We start from the raw sequence: 15,526 nt of genomic DNA, 5'->3' as shown, positions 1-15,526 counted from the left end.
GCCGGTCCGGCCCGCGGGCGCTCAGCCCTGGCGTAGGGGCCCGCGGACGATCGAGTCTCCCGAGTGCTGCGGGTCTCCGTCGTCGGGCTCCTCGGAGATGTCGACGAGCGAGTACTCGGAGAGGTCGATGTCGGCGGGGACCGTGAAGCGGCCGTCCGTGCCGTCCAGCACCCCGAGCCCCACCAGTCCGGTGGCGTCGGCGGCGATCAGCCAGACCTCGCGGTAGGAGTCGGTCGCGCCGGCCGCGTCGAGGTGCACGACCAGCCGGCGCTCGCCGTCGGCGTCCTCGAGCTCGGCGCTGCCGCTCGCGCCCTGCCAGTCGGGGAAGGCGGCGAGATCGGCGCGGGCGACCACGACCGCGTCGGTGCCCTGCGACGCCTGCAGCCAGAAGCCGCCGACGACGCCGATCGCCAGGGCCGCGAGGGCGGCGAGCGCTGCGGGGAGCAGCCGGCGAGCGCGCGGTCGGCGGTGCGAGGGCGTGTGGCGGCCCACCGGGAGCGCGGTGACCGGGGCGATCGGCGCATCCGCGCTCCCCAGCGCGAGCTCCCCGCGGATCCGGTCCCAGACCTCCGCCGGCGGCGCCTCGAGGGTCAGCGAGCGGCTCTGCCGGCCGAGACCGGCGGCGTGGCCGAGCTCGACCAGCTGCTGAGCGCACTCGGGGCACGCCTCGAGGTGGGCGGCGGCGTCGGCGGAGGAGTCCTCGCCGAGGGCGAGGAGGGCGAGCTCGTCGGGATCGAGGTGGGTCATGTGCTGCTCACCTCCAATCGGGAGCGGAGTCTGTCGAGACTGCGGCGGATGTGGCTCTTGACGGTGCCGAGCGGCAGGCCCGTCAGCTCGGCGATCTCGGTGTGGGTCAGGTCGTCGTAGAAGGCGAGGCTCATCACCCGCCGCGGGACAGGGTCGAGGCGGGCGAGCTCGTCGGCCACCAGGACCCGCTCCTCGAGATCGACCGCCGGCTCGCCCTCGTCCGCCGGGGCGACCGCGACCAGCGCGGCGGTGAGCCGGCGCTCGCGCGAGCGGTTCTCGTGGGCGTCCGCGATGCGCTTGCGCGAGATTCCGACCAGCCAGGCGCCGAGCGCCGCGCGGCCGGGGTCGAAGCTGCCGCGCCCGGTCCAGGCGGAGACGAAGACCCGCTGGACGACGTCCTCGGCGTCGCCGCGGTCGCCGAGCGAGCGCAGGGCGAGGGTGAACACGAGCGGGGACCAGCGGGAGTAGGCCTCGGCGAGCGCCGACTCCTCCCCCGCGGCGAACCGGAGGCCGAGGCGCTGGACGAGGGCGCGCTCGTCGGCGGCCTCGTCGTCGGGCTCGCGGGTCTGGGCGTCGCTCAGGGGGGTCCTCCTGGACTGGGGGCGGCAGCGGAGCCCGGTCGCGAGTGGCTCTGCGGCCGGCGGCGCTGCGGTGACGCTCATGCTACGGCTCGCTCACGGCGGGAGCACGGAAGCGGCCGGCGGGAGTCATCGTCGGGCGGTCACGGCGAGGGGGTCGCGGTGACGACCACGTTGCTGAGGTAGTGGCGGGTGTCGTAGTCGAAGTCGCCGCCGCAGGTGATCAGGACCAGCCGGGCAGCGCCGTCCTGGACGAAGACGCTGGAGAGGTCGACCGTGGTCTTCTCCGTGGTCTCGACGGTGTCCACCGTGTAGACACGCTGGACGCCGTCGTCGCCCGTGAGGCCGATGCGCTGGCCGGGCTGCGCCTTCTTCAGCTCGGCGAACGGGCCGAGGCCGTAGGTGAGGGAGTCGACGTGGGCGGCGATCACGGTCGTCCCCTCCGCGGCGTCGAGCCCCCGGCCGTAGCGGTACCAGCCGGCCACGTCGGTGTCGTCGACCAGCTCCATCGTGCCGTCGTCGGCGACGCCGACCGGCTGCACGGGCATGTCGATCGGCAGGCCGTCGACGACCAGGCGCGTCGGCGCGAGCACCACCGGCGCGGGAGTCGCACCGAGGCGGGCGTCCGCGACCGGGACGTCCGGCACCGCGGCGGCGGACGGGCCGGGAGTGCTGGAGGGGATCGCGGCCGGCGTCGACGTCGGGAGCGGCGCACTCGCGTCAGGGGCGGGCACGACCCCGACCGCCTGTGCCGAGCAGCCGCCGAGGCCGAGGCCGACCGCGATCGCGCCGACCACGAGGAGAGCGCGCGGCCGGGTGGGGATCCTGCTCATCACGTCCTCCTCTCGTCGTGGTCGGCGGCCGGCCCGGGTGCGGGGGCACACCGGGCCGGCGGTCTTCGGTGCCGGTCGGGGACCGGCGGTCGTCCGCGTCGGTCAGCGACCGGCGGCGGCCTTGCGGCGGCCGACCAGCGCGGCGCCGATCAACGCGAGCGAGGCGAGGGCGGCAGCGCCCCACCAGCCCGCGGCCGCGTCGGTGCGGTTGTCGGCGGCGAGGCCGGCCTCACCGGCGGGGACACCGGACGGCGAGGAGTGCAGACCGCCGATGGTCTGCGTCGCGAGGGCGAGGTTGCCCTTCTCCAGGCTGCCCCAGGCGTAGACGATCGTGCTGACGCCCTCCTGGACCTGGACGTCGGCCGGGCCGATGACCGGGGTGGTGGTCCCGGTCGCGGCGACCACGGTCGAGATCGTGGCCGGAGCGAGGTTCAGGACGCCCTCGTTCGGGTTGGTCACGTTCGTCAGCACGGGCGAGCCGCCGGCGAGGATGTCCACGGCGGGCGCCGCGGCGATGTGGCGGACCGTGAGGCGTCCCTCTCCGGCCGCGGTGGCGGAGATGTCGTTCGGGAACAGCGTCGCGGTGGGGGTGTTCTCGGGCGTGAGGTGCGCGGCGACGGTGTAGCTCTTGCCGGCCTCGAGCGCGAGGTCGACCGGGCCGATGACGGGAGCGCTCGCGTCGGCGGCGTCCGCGGCGGTGATCGCGACGGTGTACGTCCCGGTGGGCAGGTCGAGCGGGCCGGCCAGCGAGCCGGGCGTGAAGTCGTCGAGCGTCAGTGCTCCGTTGACGTACACGTCGACCGGGGTGTCGGGGACCGCGTGCAGCACGTAGAGGTCGGCCGAGTCGGCGTCGGCCGCGCTCGCGGGGGCGGCGGCGAGACCGGCGACGGCGAGGGTGCCGAGGCAGGCTCCGGCGAGCAGGCGGTGGGTGAGGCGGGAGGTGGTCACGGTGTTCCTCTTTCACGACGGGACCCGCGGGCGGGTCGGTGGGTTCTCGAGAAGGGCCTTCACCACTACTTCCGGCCGAGGGGCCTCCGCGGATGCACCGGACCGGAGAATTCTCGAAGGAATTCCCGTCCCTTCCCCACCGGTCGCGCTCAGGGCCTGGTCAGGGTCCGGTTCCGGGTCTAGCCTCCGAGCAGAGGGAGTCCCGCATGGTGCGTCGAGGCACGGTGGCGTCCGCGCTCGATCGGGTGCGGCGGGGTGGAGTGCGGCCGAATCGCTCCGTCGCCGCCGTGCGTCGCCGCGATTCCCCCGGCCGGCTCCTCGGCGCGACCGCCGCCTCCGCCGCCGCGATCGCGGTGCTCGCGCTCGCCCTCGCCGCCCTCGCTCCCCTCGCCGGGCTGCCCTCCGCGGCCGGCGGGACGACCGGGCCGTGCGACGAGCCGCGCGAGCTGCTCGCCGCCTCCTCCGTGCTCGACCGCGAGGGCGAGGCGCTGGCCGGGCATCTGCTGGCCTGCGTCGACGCCGACCACCGGAGTCTGACCATCCACAACGACACCCCCGTCGTCTGGGTGCTGAGCGATCCCGGGGTGCGCGGGGTGGTCGGTCAGAGCGACCCGCGCCGCGACGCCGGAGTCACCGGTCTGCTGAGCGCGTACTCCGCTCGGATCGGCCGCGGCCTGGTGCTCCCTCCGGGAGCGTCCGCCGCGATCTCGGCCGGTCCGGGCCGGCTGGCACCGCGACCGGACGAGGAGGCGACCCGGCTGTTCCTCGCGCTGACGGCGATCGTCGGGGCCCAGGACCAGGTGCGGGCCACCGAGCCGGCGCGGGCGCCGCGGAGCGTGGTCCGGACGGCGGCGCTGACCTGCGCGCTCGCACTCGTGCGGGACGGCGCCGCCCCCGGCGCCGCGTCGATCACCCGGGCGGCCGGCGAGCCCGCCTGCTCGGACGCCTGGCAGCGGGCGCAGGCGAAGGCCCTCGACGACCGGTGGACTCTGCCCGGTCTCGCCGAGGCCCTGGCGCTGCCCGGACGACCTGAGGCGGACGCCACGCTCGCCCGATCGGCGGACGACTGGTTCTCGGCGTCGGCCGGCTTCTCCTGGGGCGGCGTCGACCGGCCGGAGCGCCTGGACTGAGCACGCCGCCGGGGCGCGCGATGCCGGGGAACTCGGTGGCCGGGAACGCGGAACGGGCCGCCCTCCCGGAGGAGAACGGCCCGTTCTGAAGAAGATCGCGGTGTCATCGAGACCCCGCGCTCGACCCGGTGAGGGGAGGAGCGGAGGGGACTATCGACGCAGGCCGAGACGCTCGATCAGCGAGCGGTAGCGGCTGATGTCCACGTCCGACAGGTAGCCGAGGAGTCGACGACGCTGACCCACGAGCAGCAGCAGACCACGACGCGAGTGGTGATCGTGCTTGTGCTCCTTGAGGTGCTCGGTGAGGTCCTTGATCCGCTTGGTCAGGACGGCCACCTGCACCTCGGGGGATCCGGTGTCACCGGGGTGGGTCGCGTACTCTTCGATGATCGCCTTCTTGACGTCTGCTTCGAGTGCCATGAATGGGATCCCCTCTCTCTCGTTGCGCGGTGCCCGGCGCCTGATGCGTGGGCTCTCTTGATCCGCGGCCGTTGGACGGCAACCTGAGGAGCCTACCAGAGCGCAGGGGCCGGTGGTCGAGCGGATCGGGAGCCGGCCGGCGGGGACCGGTGGTCAGGCGCCGACGGCCCGGTTCCAGAGCTCGACGAGCCACGGCGAGACGAGCAGCTCCCAGAACACGACGACGAGCACGTTCAGCACGACGCCGATCCAGCCGGCGATCGCCGGACGGCCCTCGCGGCGCCGCGCGCGGATCGAGGAGACGCCGAGCAGCACGCCGGCGAGCAGGAGCGCGTGGATGATCGCGGTGTAGAGGACGCCGACGAGCAGGTCGCTGACGGCCTGGTCGCCCGGGTAGGCGCCGAGCGAGATGATCGCGTACCAGACGAAGAACGCGATCGGGACGACGACGATCGCGAGGAGGATCGAGGCCGTCGCGGCCCCGTAGCGACGACGGAGCGTGGCGAAGCGGCCTCCCGGGGCCGCGGCGCTCGAGCTCGCGGTGCGGGTCAGGGTGCGCGGAGCGGGGGCGGCGCGGCGCGCGGGGGCGGCGCCGGCGACGCGCGACGCGGTGGTGCGCGGGCGTCGGGGCGCGCCGTCGGATGACGTGCTCATGCTCCCCACCCTACGGGCTCAGTCCTGACGGCCTCGTGCGCCCGATCGCCGCGCTGCACCACCGCGCAGCACCACCGCGCTGCACCACCGCGCTGCACCACCGCCGTCGCCTCCGCACGGCCCCTGCGGGCAGGCACGAGAATGGAGCAGGTGAGCCAGCCCCCCTCCGCGCCCCGGCGCAGCCACGTCGTCGACCTCTCCCCCCTCCGCGAGTCCCCCGCCTTCGCCCGCCTCTGGGCGGGCAACGTGATCTCCGGCATCGGCGGGCAGATGACGATCGTCGCCGTCGGCCTGCACATCTACGAGCTGACCGGATCGACGCTCGCCGTCGCGATGGTCGGCGTGGTGGCGCTGGTGCCGACCGTGATCGCCGGGCTGTACGGCGGGATGCTCGCCGACGCCTTCGACCGGCGGCTGGTGCTGCTGCTCTCCGCGATCGTCGCCTGGGGCTCGACCGCGGCGATCGCGGCGCTCGCCTGGTTCGGGGCGGAGACCCCGCTCACCCTCTACGCCCTGACGGCGGTCAACGCCGTGGCGACGACCATCATCGGCGCGACCCGGATGACGGTGGCGCCGCGGCTGCTGCGGCTCGAGCTCGTGCCGGCGGCGGCGGCGCTCGGCGGGATCGCGGGCGGCGTGGAGGTGACGGTCGGGCCGGCTCTCGCGGGCGTGCTGGTCGCCTCCTCCGGCTTCGCGGTGACCTACACGATCGACGTGGTGCTCTTCCTCGCGGCGTTCCTCGGCATCGCCGGGCTGCCCGCGCTGGTGCCCGAGGGCGAGCGGCAGCGGCCGGGGCTGGAGTCGCTGCGCTACGGGCTGCGGTTCCTCCGCGGGGCGCCGAACATCCGGCTGTCCTTCGTCGTCGACATCGTGGCGATGACGTTCGGGCAGCCGCGGGTCGTCTTCCCGGCGGCGGCGGCACTGCTGCTGGGCGGCGGTGCGGTGACGGTCGGCTTCCTCACCGCGGCGTACGCGGTCGGGGCGCTGCTGAGCAGCGTCTTCTCGGGGCGGCTGACCGGGGTGCGGCGTCAGGGGCTCGCGATCGGCCGGTCGATCCAGGCCTACGGCGCGCTGATCCTCGGCTTCGGCGCGGTGCTGCTGGTCGCGGAGCTGACGGCGCACGACGCCTCCGAGCCGAACCTCGGCCTGATCGCGGCGGCGTCGGTCGCGCTCGCGGGAGCCGGTGCGGCCGACAACGTCAGCTCGATCTTCCGGCAGACGATGCTGCAGACCGCGGTGCCCGACAACATGCGCGGGCGGCTGCAGGGCGTCTTCATCGTGGTGGTGACGGGCGGGCCGCGGGTGGGCGACCTCTACACGGGGCTGCTCGCCTCGCTCGCACTGCTCTGGCTGCCGCCGCTGGCCGGCGGACTGGCGATCGTCCTGATCCTGGCGGCGGTGCTGCGGCTCAGCCCGAGCTTCCGGCGCTACGACGCGCTGCACCCGGTGGCCTGAGGCCCGGGGGACCGCGCCGCACCCCGCTGGACGGGCGTGCGACGCGGTCGAGGGGCTACTCGCCCGCGTAGGCGCCGGCGGCGTTGCCGTCGGTGAGGTCGTTCGAGACCTCGCCGCTGTCGTCGTCGCGTCCCTCGACGCGGACGGGGCGGTAGACGTGGAAGCCGTCGATCTCGCCGTCCAGCTCCCAGACGACCTCGACCTCCTCGCCGTCGATGTCGGCGACGCGGGTGAGGGAGCGCTGCGGGGAGCCGTCGATGAGTTCGAGGCGGATGCTCTCCTGCTCCGCGCCGCTGTCGAGCATGGCCGTGTACGTGGTGGTGTCCATCCCTCGACGCTAGCCAGGCCGTCGGCGCGCTCGCCACCCCTTGCGGCGGCCGTGCTTCCGCGTAGCGTCGGCAGCATGACCGACACCACCATCACCCCCGCCACGGACGACGACCGCGCTCAGATCACCGAGATCGTGAAGAGCGCGAAGATCGGACTCCTCACCACCGTCAACGAGACCGGGCAGCTCGTCAGCCGGCCGCTCGCCGCTCAGGACGTCGACTTCGACGGCGACCTCTGGTTCTTCACTCAGGACCCGTCGGCGAAGGTCGACGACATCCGCGCCAACCCGAGCGTCAACGTCGCCTTCGAATCGAAGAAGGGCTACCTGTCGGTGGCCGGCTCGGCGACCGTCGTGCACGACCCCGCCAAGGTGGACGAGCTGTGGTCGCCCTCGATCTCGGCCTGGTTCCCCGACGGCAAGGACGACCCGACCGTTGCGCTGCTGCGCGTCTCGGCCGAGACCGTCGAGCTCTGGGTGACCGACTCCCCCGCCCCCGTCGTGCTCTTCAAGGTCGCCAAGGCGGCCGTCACCGGCGGCCAGCCCGACATCGGCGAGAACCGCACCGTCTCCTTCGAGTAGCCGCGGCTCCTTCCTCTCCGCGAGATGCCACTTGTGCGCGCTTTTCACGGCGTGTCGTGCTCATAAGTGGCATCTCGCGGGAGGGGTAGAAGTGCGGACTCTTTCCGCGAGATGCCAGTTGTGCACGCCTTCTGCGGCGTGTCGCGTGCACAAGTGGCATCTCGCGGAGGGGGGCAGGGGTTACGGGCCGCCGAAGCGCTCGGTGCGGACGCGGGCGGGGTCGTGGCCCTGGGCGACGAGGGCGGTGGCGACGGCCTCGACGAAGGCGGTGGGACCGCAGACGTAGACCGTCGGCTCCTCCGAGGCGGGGATCGCCGTGGCGGCCAGCAGCTCGGGCGTGAGCCGGCCCGCGGGACGGGCGGCGTCGGGCGGGGCGACGCGGGTGTACACGAGCTCGGTCTCGACGCCGCCGCGGTCGGCGGGAAGCTCGCCGAGTGCGCGCAGGTCGTCGCGGTAGTAGGCGAAGACGCTGGAGCGCACGGAGTAGAGCAGGCGCATCGGGGCGGCGCTGCCGACGCGGCCGTGCTCGCGGGCCATCGCCATCAGCGGGACCAGACCGCTGCCGCCGGCGATCAGCTGCACCGGCTCGGTCTGCTCGGGACGCCAGACGAACCAGCCGCCGATCGGACCGCGCACCTCGAGGCGGTCACCCGCCTCCAGGCCCTCGACCAGGTAGGGCGAGACCTCGCCGTCGTCGAGGCGCTCGACGGCCAGCTCGACGCGCTCGCCGTCGGAGGGGGCGCCGATGGAGTAGGAGCGGCTCGCCTGGTAGCCGTCGGGCGCGGTCAGCCGCACGTCGAGGTGCTGCCCGGCGAGGTGCCCGGGCCAGCCGGGGACGCGGAGCGCGATGAGGCGAGAGGTCGGAGTGAGCGGCAGGACCGACTCGGTCACCGCCTCCGTCCAGATCACCAGTAGCGCTCCTCCTTCCAGGGATCGCCGTGCATGTGGTAGCCGTTCTGCTCCCAGAAGCCGGGCTCGTCGCCGGGCATGAGGCGGAGGCTACGGACCCACTTCGCGCTCTTCCAGAGGTAGAGGTGCGGCACGAGCAGCCGCGCGGGGCCCCCGTGCTCGGCCGCGAGCGGCGCACCCTCGAACTCGGTCGCGATCCAGGCCTTGCCGTCGCGGATCTCGGAGAGCGGCAGGTTGGTCGTGTAGCCGCCGTAGCTCTGCGCCATCACGAAGCCGGCGTCGCTCTCGATGCCGTCGAGCAGGAGGTCGACCGAGACGCCGCGCCAGTTCGTCGCGAGCTTGGACCAGCGCGTGACGCAGTGGAGGTCGGTGTGGATGTCCTCGCGGGGCAGCGCGGCGAACTCGTCCGCCGTCCAGCGGCGCACTCCTGCGGGGCCGGCGTCGATCGAGAAGGCCCACTCGTGGATGTTCGGGGTCGGTCCGATCGAGAGGACGGGGAAGCCTTTCTCCAGGTACTGGCCCGGCGGGATGTCCGGGTTCTGCTCGCGCTTGCCGAAGAAGCCCCGCGTGATGATGCCCATGTCCGCCTCAAGTCCTCGGGTGCGCCCCGGTCCGTGGATGCCGCTCGTCGCTCGCCAGGCTAGCGCGCGGCGCCCCGCTACCGCATCGGGCCGCGAGCGGCGAGCCCGCGACCGTGTCGGGGGTGGGTGCGAGGATCGGGCCATGAGCAGAACAGTCGTGCCGCCGTATCTCCTCGTCCGCATCGCCCGACTCGACGACCCGGCGTTCGCCCGGGCCGCGCGGGCGGCCAGCCGCTCGCTCGAGCAGGACGTGCCCTTCCGTCGCGTCCGGCCGGGCGAGCCCTCCCCCGGTCGCTCGACCGCCACCGCGTCGCCGGTCCCCCGCGCGGAGCGGGTCGCCGCCCTCCAGCGGACCATCTCGGACGCGCAGTCGACCGAGACCCTGCCCGGCACCGTCGTGCGCACCGAGGGCGCTCCCGCCACCGGCGACGCCGCGGCGGACGAGGCCTACGACGGGCTCGGCGCGATGTCCGAGTTCCTGCAGCAGGCCTTCGGCCGCGACTCGATCGACGACGCCTGGCTGCCGCTGGACGCGACGGTGCACTTCGGCGAGGACTACGACAACGCCTTCTGGGACGGCTCGCGCATGGTCTTCGGCGACGGCGACGGGCAGGTCTTCCGCCGCTTCACGGTCTCGCAGAGCGTGATCGGCCACGAGCTGGCGCACGGGATCACCGAGTACACCGCCAACCTGGTCTACCGCGGGCAGTCGGGGGCGCTCAACGAGTCGATCTCGGACGTGTTCGGCGCGATGCTCGAGCAGTTCGGCGCCGGCCAGAGCGCGGAGGACGCGAGCTGGCTGATCGGCGAGGGCCTCTTCACCGACGAGGTGCAGGGCACCGCGCTGCGCTCGATGATCGCGCCGGGCACCGCCTACGACGACGACGTGCTCGGCAAGGACCCGCAGCCCGGATCGATGGCCGACTACGTCGACACCGAGGACGACAACGGCGGCGTGCACATCAACTCCGGCATCCCCAACCGCGCCTTCGCGGTGGCGGCGATCGAGCTCGGCGGTCCCTCGTGGGAGCGCGCGGGCCAGGTCTGGTACGACGTGCTGACCGGCGGCGTGCTCACCGCGACGGCGGATTTCGAGGGCTTCGCCGCCCTCACCGTGGCCGCCGCGGCCGAGCGCTTCGGCGGCGGCTCCGAGGTCGAGGCGGCGGTCCGCACCGGCTGGACGACGGTGGGGGTCGCGCTGCCGGAGTAGCCGGCTCCCCCTGCTGGTCGAGGAGCCCCGCAGGGGCGTATCGAGACCCACCATCGTCAGCAGTCCCGTCTGCAGGCTCGCCTCTCGGCGGTGGTGGATCTCGATACGCCCGCTGCGCGGGCTACTCGATCAGCATGGGGGCCCAACGCGCGGGTCACACGGCCAGCATGAGCGCCCGTCGCGCGGACCACACGGGCAGCATGAGGGGCCGTCGCGCGGGCTGCTCGACCAGCATGCTGTGGGGGCGGGCGCGTACGATCGCGGCCATGGATGTGATCGTGTCGCGCAGTGGCGGCTTCGCCGGGCTCCGCCGGGTCTGGCGGATCGATGTCGATCAGCAGCCGGACGAGGGCGCCTGGCACGCTCTGATCGGCTCGCTCGACTGGGACGACCGGCCGCGCGCCGCGGCGACCCCCGCCGGGCGGCCCGACCGGTTCGTCTACGAGATCCGGGTGCAGACGCACACGGTGCGGCTCGGTGAGACGGAGCTCGACGGGGCCTGGCGCGAGCTGGTCGAGCGGGTGAAGAGGGCGCAGCCGCGCTGAGGGCCTCGGTAGTCGACGAGCGAAGGCGCAGACCCCGGTGATCCGGGGGCTGCGCCTTCAGTGCTTGCGGGGTGGGTCTCGATACGCCCCTTCGGGGCTACTCGACCAGCATGAATCGAGACGCCCCTTCGAGGTACTCGACCAGCACGAATCGATACGCCCCTTCGGGGCTATTCGACCAGCATGCGGCGGAGTGCGGGCTACTTCGTGCCGAGGAGGTCGATCACGAAGATCAGGGTCTTGCCGGAGAGGGGGTGGCCTCCGCCGGCGGGGCCGTAGGCGAGGGCGGGCGGGCAGATCAGCTTGCGACGGCCGCCGACCTTCATGCCGGGGATGCCCTGCTGCCAGGCGCGGATGAGGTTGTTGAGGGGGAAGTTGATCGACTGGTTGCGGCTCCAGGAGGAGTCGAACTCCTCGCCGGTGTCGTACTCGACGCCGAGGTAGTGCACGTCGACGGTGGAGCCGGGCTGGGCCTCGGCGCCGTCGCCGATGACGAGGTCCTCGACGACGAGGGTGTCGGGGGCCGGGCCGTCGGGGGCGTCGAGCTCGGGCTTGGTCAGGTTCTCGCTGCTCATGCTCTCCATCCTAGGAGGGCCGCCCTGGACGCTCGGTCCGGCCGCTCCCCCGCCCGGGCCGCTCACTCGACCAGGGTGAGGCGCTGCGTCGGCCGGGTCATCGCGACGTACAGCGAGGCGGCGCCGCGCTCCTCCGCCGCGATCAGCCGCGGCCGGGCGATGACGACGGAGTCGAACTCGAGCCCCTTCGCGTCGGCCGTCGAGAGCACGGCGACCGGCCGGTCGAGTCCGCGGGAGCCGCGGCCGACCTCGCGGCCGAGCTCCTGCTCCAGCCGCGCGGTGATCGCGTCGAGCTCGTCGTCGGGCGCGATCACGGCGAGCGTGCCGTCCCCGATCGCCCGGTCCTCCAGGACGACGGCGAGCACCCGGTCGGCGACCAGGGCGTCGCCGCGATCGCGCACGGTGCGGACCGGCCACTCCGTGGAGCGCACCGCCTCGCCCGGGGTGATCTCGAGTCCGTTCTCGCGTGCGGTGCGCTCGGCGTAGGCGACGATCTGCGCGGGCGTGCGGTAGTTGACCGTCAGCTCCTCGAGGCGCCACGGAGCCGCCTCGCCGTCGCGGCCCTGCCGGCCGAAGGTGTCGCGGAGGGCGGCGTCCCAGCTGGACGCGGCCGAGGCGCCGGACGCCTGGGCGACGTCGCCGACGATGGTGAAGGAGCGCATCGGGCAGCGGCGCAGCAGCACCCGCCACTGCATCGGCGAGAGCTCCTGCGCCTCGTCGACCACGACGTGGCCGTAGGTCCAGGAGCGGTCGGCCGCGGCTCGCTCGGCGGTGATGCCGACGCTGGTGCGCTCGGCGAAGCCGGCCGCGAGGTCCTTGGCGTTGACGAGCCCGTCGACGCCCATATTGCGGATCGCGGCCTCGGCGTTCTCGACGTCGCGGCGGCGCTGCTCCTTCTCGGCCTTCTTCTGCGCGTCGGCGTGGTCGTCGTAGGCGCCGAGGAGCTCGGCCGCCTCGTCGAGCAGCGGCACGTCGGAGACGGTGAAGGCCGCGTCGCGGTCGCGGCGGAGCAGGGCGCGCTGCTCGGGAGTCCAGCGCGGGGTGAGCGAGGCGAACCAGTTCGGCCGGGCGTAGAGGTCCTGCAGCAGCTTCTCCGGGGTGAGCGGGATCCACGCGGTGTTGAGGGCGACGCGGACGTCGTAGGCGGTGCGGACGTCCTCGCGGAGGACGGCCTCGTCGGCCTCGTCGACCGTGTTGCCGTGGCTGCGGAGCTGGTCGGCGAGCTGCCGCGTCAGCTGGGTGATCATCGCCTTGACGAAGGTGACGCGGGCCTCGTTGTGCGGCTTCCGGGAGTCGCGGGCGCGGGTGATCGCCCGCTCGACCTCGTGCGGCTCGAGCCGCAGCTTCTCGCCGTTGACGTCGAGGACCAGCGTCTCGGCCGGCACGGCCTGGCGCGAGCGGACGGCGCGCTTGAGCAGCTCGGCCATCCGCGCGGAGCCCTTGACCCGGGCGACCGCGGGGCGGTCCTCCTCGATCAGGTCGAGGCCCGGGTAGAGCTGGCCGAGGGTGGAGAGCACGACGCCGGTCTCGCCGAGCGACGGCAGCACCGCCTCGATGTAGCGCAGGAAGGAGCGCGACGGCCCGACGACGAGCACCCCGGAGGACGCGATGCGGTCGCGGTGCGAGTAGAGGAGGTACGCGGCGCGGTGCAGCGCCACCGCGGTCTTGCCGGTGCCAGGGCCGCCCTGCACGACGAGCACGCCCCGCAGCTCGGAGCGGATGATGCGGTCCTGCTCGCTCTGGATGGTCGCGACGATGTCGTGCATCCGCCCCGTGCGCTGGGCGCCGAGGGCCGCCATCAGCGCGCCCTCGCCCTGAAGCGCCGTGCCCTCGCGGAGCAGCTCCTCGTCGAAGACCTCGTCCTCGAAGCGGACCACCTCGCGGCTGCGGAGGGTCAGGTGCCGGCGGGCGCGGGTGCCCATCGGCCGGGCGGCGGTGGCCTGGTAGAAGGCGGCCGACTGGGGAGCGCGCCAGTCGAGCAGCAGGGTGTCCTGCTCGTCGTCGCGGAGGCCGATGCGGCCGATGTAGCGGTGCTCCGTCTCGGCGTCGGCGAGGGTGAGCCGGCCGAAGGCGAGCCGGTCGTCGGCGCCCGAGAGCGAGCGGATGCGGTCCTCGTAGAGGCGCGCGAACGCGTCGCGCTCGGACCGGCTCTGGTGGTTGCCGCCGACGCTCTCGATCCGGACGGAATCGAGCGCCTCCCTGGACTGCGCGATCAGCTCGTCGAGGCGGGCGTAGAGCCCCGCCACGTACGCGCGCTCGCGCGAGAGCTCGGACTCGAGGATCGTGTCGCTGTCCGTCATCGTGCGCCCTTCCCTGCCGGTTCCGCGGTCTCGGGCGGGAGGCGGATGCGCTCCGGGGACCGTCGAAAACAGGCGGTCCAGTCTAACGACCGCGCGGGCGCCGACCGGCGCGACGGGGCTTCTCGCGCCTCGCCGTGGGCGAACGGCGCCGCCCTCTTGCGGGCGGCCGCCGAGAGGCGCATGCTGTCCTCCAAGAAGAGCTCGACGCCCCGTCAGAGCAGCCGGCCCTGCCGCTGCCGCAGGGCGTCGAGGTCTTTAACGGGCGTTCTCCGGCGCCGATCTCGTCGGACCCGCTCGGGAAGAGAAGCGGCCGCCCCCGCGTTGCAGGATGCATGCCTTCGACGAGCAGCACTGTCACCGCCCCCTCCCGCGCCTCGATCGACACCACCGAGTCGGCTCGCGCCGGCTGGGAGTCGTGGCTCGCGCGCCGTGCCGAGCGGGTCACCGGCCCGCACGGCGACCTGGCCCTGGTCGAGACCCGCTGGCTCGAGCCGGGCGAGCGCGTCGACGACGAGGCCGCGCTGGCCGGCTACGGGCCGACGGCGACCCTCACCCGGATGCGCCGCGCGAGCCTGGACACCGGCGAGGAGGAGTACGGCTATCGCGTCTGGGACGCGGCCTCCGAGGGCATCCGCTCCTTCGACGCGATCGAGACCTTCCCCTTCGACGCCGCCTGGGTACTCGAGGCCTGGTTCGAGCCGGTCGACGACGCGCGCACCATCCCGTTCGAGCACCTCCGCGACAACGGGGCGACGCGCGACCTCGTCGTGCCCGGCGACATCACCTTCTCGCTCGTCGACGACGGGCGGGCGCACGAGTACACGGTCGCCGCGTTCGACGACGGCGGCACACTGCTCGTCCCGTTCGGCGACCCGACCAACCGCAGTGACGACCCTGAGCTGAAGAGCTACCCGGTCGGCCGGTTCCTCGTGGTGCAGCGCCTGGGCGGAGCGGCCGACGCCGGGACGCCCGGCCCGGTGCTGCTCGACTTCAACCGCGCCTACATCCCGCCGTGCGGGTTCTCGCCGCACTACAACTGCCCGCTGCCGCCCGCGCAGAACCGCCTCGGCGTCGCTGTGACCGCCGGCGAGCGCCGGGTGCTGCGCGCCGACTGAGGCCGCTCGGGCTCAGGATCGGCCGTCTCCCGCGGGAGGCGCCGGCCTCGGGTCCGCCGGCCTCGGCTCAGAGACTCTCCCAGGTCGTGCGCGCGGCAGGGCCCGGCACGATGCGGACGCGGTCGATCGACGACCGACGCCCCTCCCGGTCGACGAAGGCGAGCTCCAGCCGCTCGCCCGAGTCCGCATCGGAGGCGAGCGAGGCCGCGCCGTGCGGGGCCGGGCGGTTCTCGTCGCCCCACTGGGCGAGCGCGACGAGGACGAGCTTGAGCGCACGGCCCTGCTCGGTCAGCTCGTAGCGCGAGCGCTCCCGCGAGCCCTCCGGCCGGTAGGGCACCTTCTCGAAGACGCCCGCCTCGGTCAGGGTCCGCAGCCGCGCCGAGAGCACATCGCTCGGCACCCCGAGCCGCTCGCGGAACTCCGAGTAGGTGCTCGCCCCGCGCAGCGCCTCGCGGACGATCAGGAGGCTCCAGCGCTCGCCGAGCAGTTCGAGCGACCGGGCGACCGAGCAGCGCTCGGCCCGGTCGTCGTCGACATCGACGGGGCTGCGGGCAGTGGGCACTCATCGAGACTAACCCGGCTCGACCTCGCTTGGACATTCCAAGCCAGGGCACTA

General features: G+C 73.8%; 18 protein-coding genes. 6 read left to right on the top strand and 12 right to left on the bottom strand.

Translation table 11 applies throughout. The features are described from left to right. Positions 1-21: 21 nt before the first annotated feature. The 4 genes from MT355_RS04275 to MT355_RS04260 form a co-directional block, all read right to left on the bottom strand. Positions 22-747 (bottom strand): anti-sigma factor, encoded by a 726-nt coding sequence (locus MT355_RS04275; protein ID WP_243598650.1) that lies wholly within the window; start codon positions 745-747, stop codon positions 22-24. Next, the gene (locus tag MT355_RS04270; RefSeq protein ID WP_243598649.1) at positions 744-1,409 is read right to left on the bottom strand and encodes an RNA polymerase sigma factor; all 666 of its coding nucleotides are present in this window, start codon (positions 1,407-1,409) and stop codon (positions 744-746) included. The genes MT355_RS04275 and MT355_RS04270 overlap by 4 nt, the downstream gene beginning before the upstream one ends. A 59-nt stretch (positions 1,410-1,468) precedes the next feature. Further along, positions 1,469-2,158, bottom strand: a complete 690-nt coding sequence (locus MT355_RS04265; protein WP_243598648.1) for a class F sortase — start codon at positions 2,156-2,158, stop codon at positions 1,469-1,471. 102 nt (positions 2,159-2,260) lie between these two features. Continuing rightward, positions 2,261-3,106, bottom strand: coding sequence for a DUF4397 domain-containing protein (locus tag MT355_RS04260; protein ID WP_243598647.1), 846 nt, complete (start codon positions 3,104-3,106; stop codon positions 2,261-2,263). Positions 3,107-3,312: 206 nt separating this feature from the next. Here MT355_RS04260 and MT355_RS04255 point away from each other — a divergent pair, with 206 nt between their 5' ends. Next, positions 3,313-4,236, top strand: coding sequence for a hypothetical protein (locus MT355_RS04255; RefSeq protein ID WP_243598646.1), 924 nt, complete (start codon positions 3,313-3,315; stop codon positions 4,234-4,236). A gap of 150 nt (positions 4,237-4,386) precedes the next feature. On the opposite strand, the gene rpsO is transcribed toward MT355_RS04255, so the two are convergent. Beyond that, on the bottom strand, positions 4,387-4,656 hold the full coding sequence (rpsO, locus tag MT355_RS04250) for a 30S ribosomal protein S15 (protein ID WP_123447896.1): 270 nt from the start codon (positions 4,654-4,656) through the stop codon (positions 4,387-4,389). A gap of 153 nt (positions 4,657-4,809) precedes the next feature. Continuing rightward, positions 4,810-5,310 (bottom strand): hypothetical protein, encoded by a 501-nt coding sequence (locus tag MT355_RS04245; RefSeq protein ID WP_243598645.1) that lies wholly within the window; start codon positions 5,308-5,310, stop codon positions 4,810-4,812. Positions 5,311-5,451: 141 nt separating this feature from the next. Between MT355_RS04245 and MT355_RS04240 the strand changes: the two genes are divergently transcribed. Continuing rightward, entirely contained in the window at positions 5,452-6,765 is a 1,314-nt protein-coding gene (locus MT355_RS04240; protein WP_374204631.1) for an MFS transporter, read from the top strand. A gap of 55 nt (positions 6,766-6,820) precedes the next feature. On the opposite strand, the gene MT355_RS04235 is transcribed toward MT355_RS04240, so the two are convergent. Further along, positions 6,821-7,093 carry a hypothetical protein gene (locus MT355_RS04235; protein WP_243598643.1) on the bottom strand — a complete coding sequence of 91 codons (273 nt, stop codon included), beginning with the start codon at positions 7,091-7,093 and terminating at the stop codon, positions 6,821-6,823. Between the two features lie 75 nt (positions 7,094-7,168). Here MT355_RS04235 and MT355_RS04230 point away from each other — a divergent pair, with 75 nt between their 5' ends. After that, positions 7,169-7,675, top strand: a complete 507-nt coding sequence (locus MT355_RS04230) for a pyridoxamine 5'-phosphate oxidase family protein (protein ID WP_123737212.1) — start codon at positions 7,169-7,171, stop codon at positions 7,673-7,675. A 180-nt stretch (positions 7,676-7,855) separates the two neighbouring features. Here MT355_RS04230 and MT355_RS04225 read toward each other — a convergent pair whose 3' ends face one another. Both MT355_RS04225 and MT355_RS04220 read right to left on the bottom strand, forming a co-directional pair. Continuing rightward, the gene (locus MT355_RS04225; protein WP_243598642.1) at positions 7,856-8,584 is read right to left on the bottom strand and encodes a ferredoxin reductase; all 729 of its coding nucleotides are present in this window, start codon (positions 8,582-8,584) and stop codon (positions 7,856-7,858) included. Continuing rightward, entirely contained in the window at positions 8,581-9,165 is a 585-nt protein-coding gene (locus tag MT355_RS04220; RefSeq protein WP_123447901.1) for a molybdopterin-dependent oxidoreductase, read from the bottom strand. The genes MT355_RS04225 and MT355_RS04220 overlap by 4 nt, the downstream gene beginning before the upstream one ends. 142 nt (positions 9,166-9,307) lie before the next feature. Between MT355_RS04220 and MT355_RS04215 the strand changes: the two genes are divergently transcribed. Together MT355_RS04215 and MT355_RS04210 are read left to right on the top strand one after the other, a co-directional pair. Next, the gene (locus MT355_RS04215; RefSeq protein ID WP_243598641.1) at positions 9,308-10,375 is read left to right on the top strand and encodes a M4 family metallopeptidase; all 1,068 of its coding nucleotides are present in this window, start codon (positions 9,308-9,310) and stop codon (positions 10,373-10,375) included. Between the two features lie 266 nt (positions 10,376-10,641). Next, on the top strand, positions 10,642-10,920 hold the full coding sequence (locus MT355_RS04210) for a protealysin inhibitor emfourin (protein ID WP_133963663.1): 279 nt from the start codon (positions 10,642-10,644) through the stop codon (positions 10,918-10,920). Between the two features lie 200 nt (positions 10,921-11,120). Here MT355_RS04210 and MT355_RS04205 read toward each other — a convergent pair whose 3' ends face one another. Next, positions 11,121-11,495: an FKBP-type peptidyl-prolyl cis-trans isomerase gene (locus MT355_RS04205; RefSeq protein ID WP_123447904.1), complete on the bottom strand. Its 375-nt coding sequence runs from the start codon at positions 11,493-11,495 to the stop codon at positions 11,121-11,123. Between the two features lie 62 nt (positions 11,496-11,557). Further along, positions 11,558-13,795: a UvrD-helicase domain-containing protein gene (locus MT355_RS04200; protein WP_243598640.1), complete on the bottom strand. Its 2,238-nt coding sequence runs from the start codon at positions 13,793-13,795 to the stop codon at positions 11,558-11,560. Between the two features lie 332 nt (positions 13,796-14,127). On the opposite strand from MT355_RS04200, the gene MT355_RS04195 reads away from it, so the two are divergent. Beyond that, positions 14,128-14,910 (top strand): DUF1684 domain-containing protein, encoded by a 783-nt coding sequence (locus MT355_RS04195; protein ID WP_243598639.1) that lies wholly within the window; start codon positions 14,128-14,130, stop codon positions 14,908-14,910. Between the two features lie 67 nt (positions 14,911-14,977). Here the strand turns inward: MT355_RS04195 and MT355_RS04190 are convergent, their stop codons facing one another. Further along, positions 14,978-15,472, bottom strand: coding sequence for a helix-turn-helix domain-containing protein (locus MT355_RS04190; protein WP_243598638.1), 495 nt, complete (start codon positions 15,470-15,472; stop codon positions 14,978-14,980). Positions 15,473-15,526: the final 54 nt, after the last annotated feature.

The sequence above is a fragment of the Rathayibacter sp. VKM Ac-2929 genome, from assembly GCF_022815495.1.
Lineage (GTDB): Bacteria > Actinomycetota > Actinomycetes > Actinomycetales > Microbacteriaceae > Rathayibacter > Rathayibacter festucae.
This window is presented reverse-complemented; position numbering and strand designations above follow the sequence as displayed.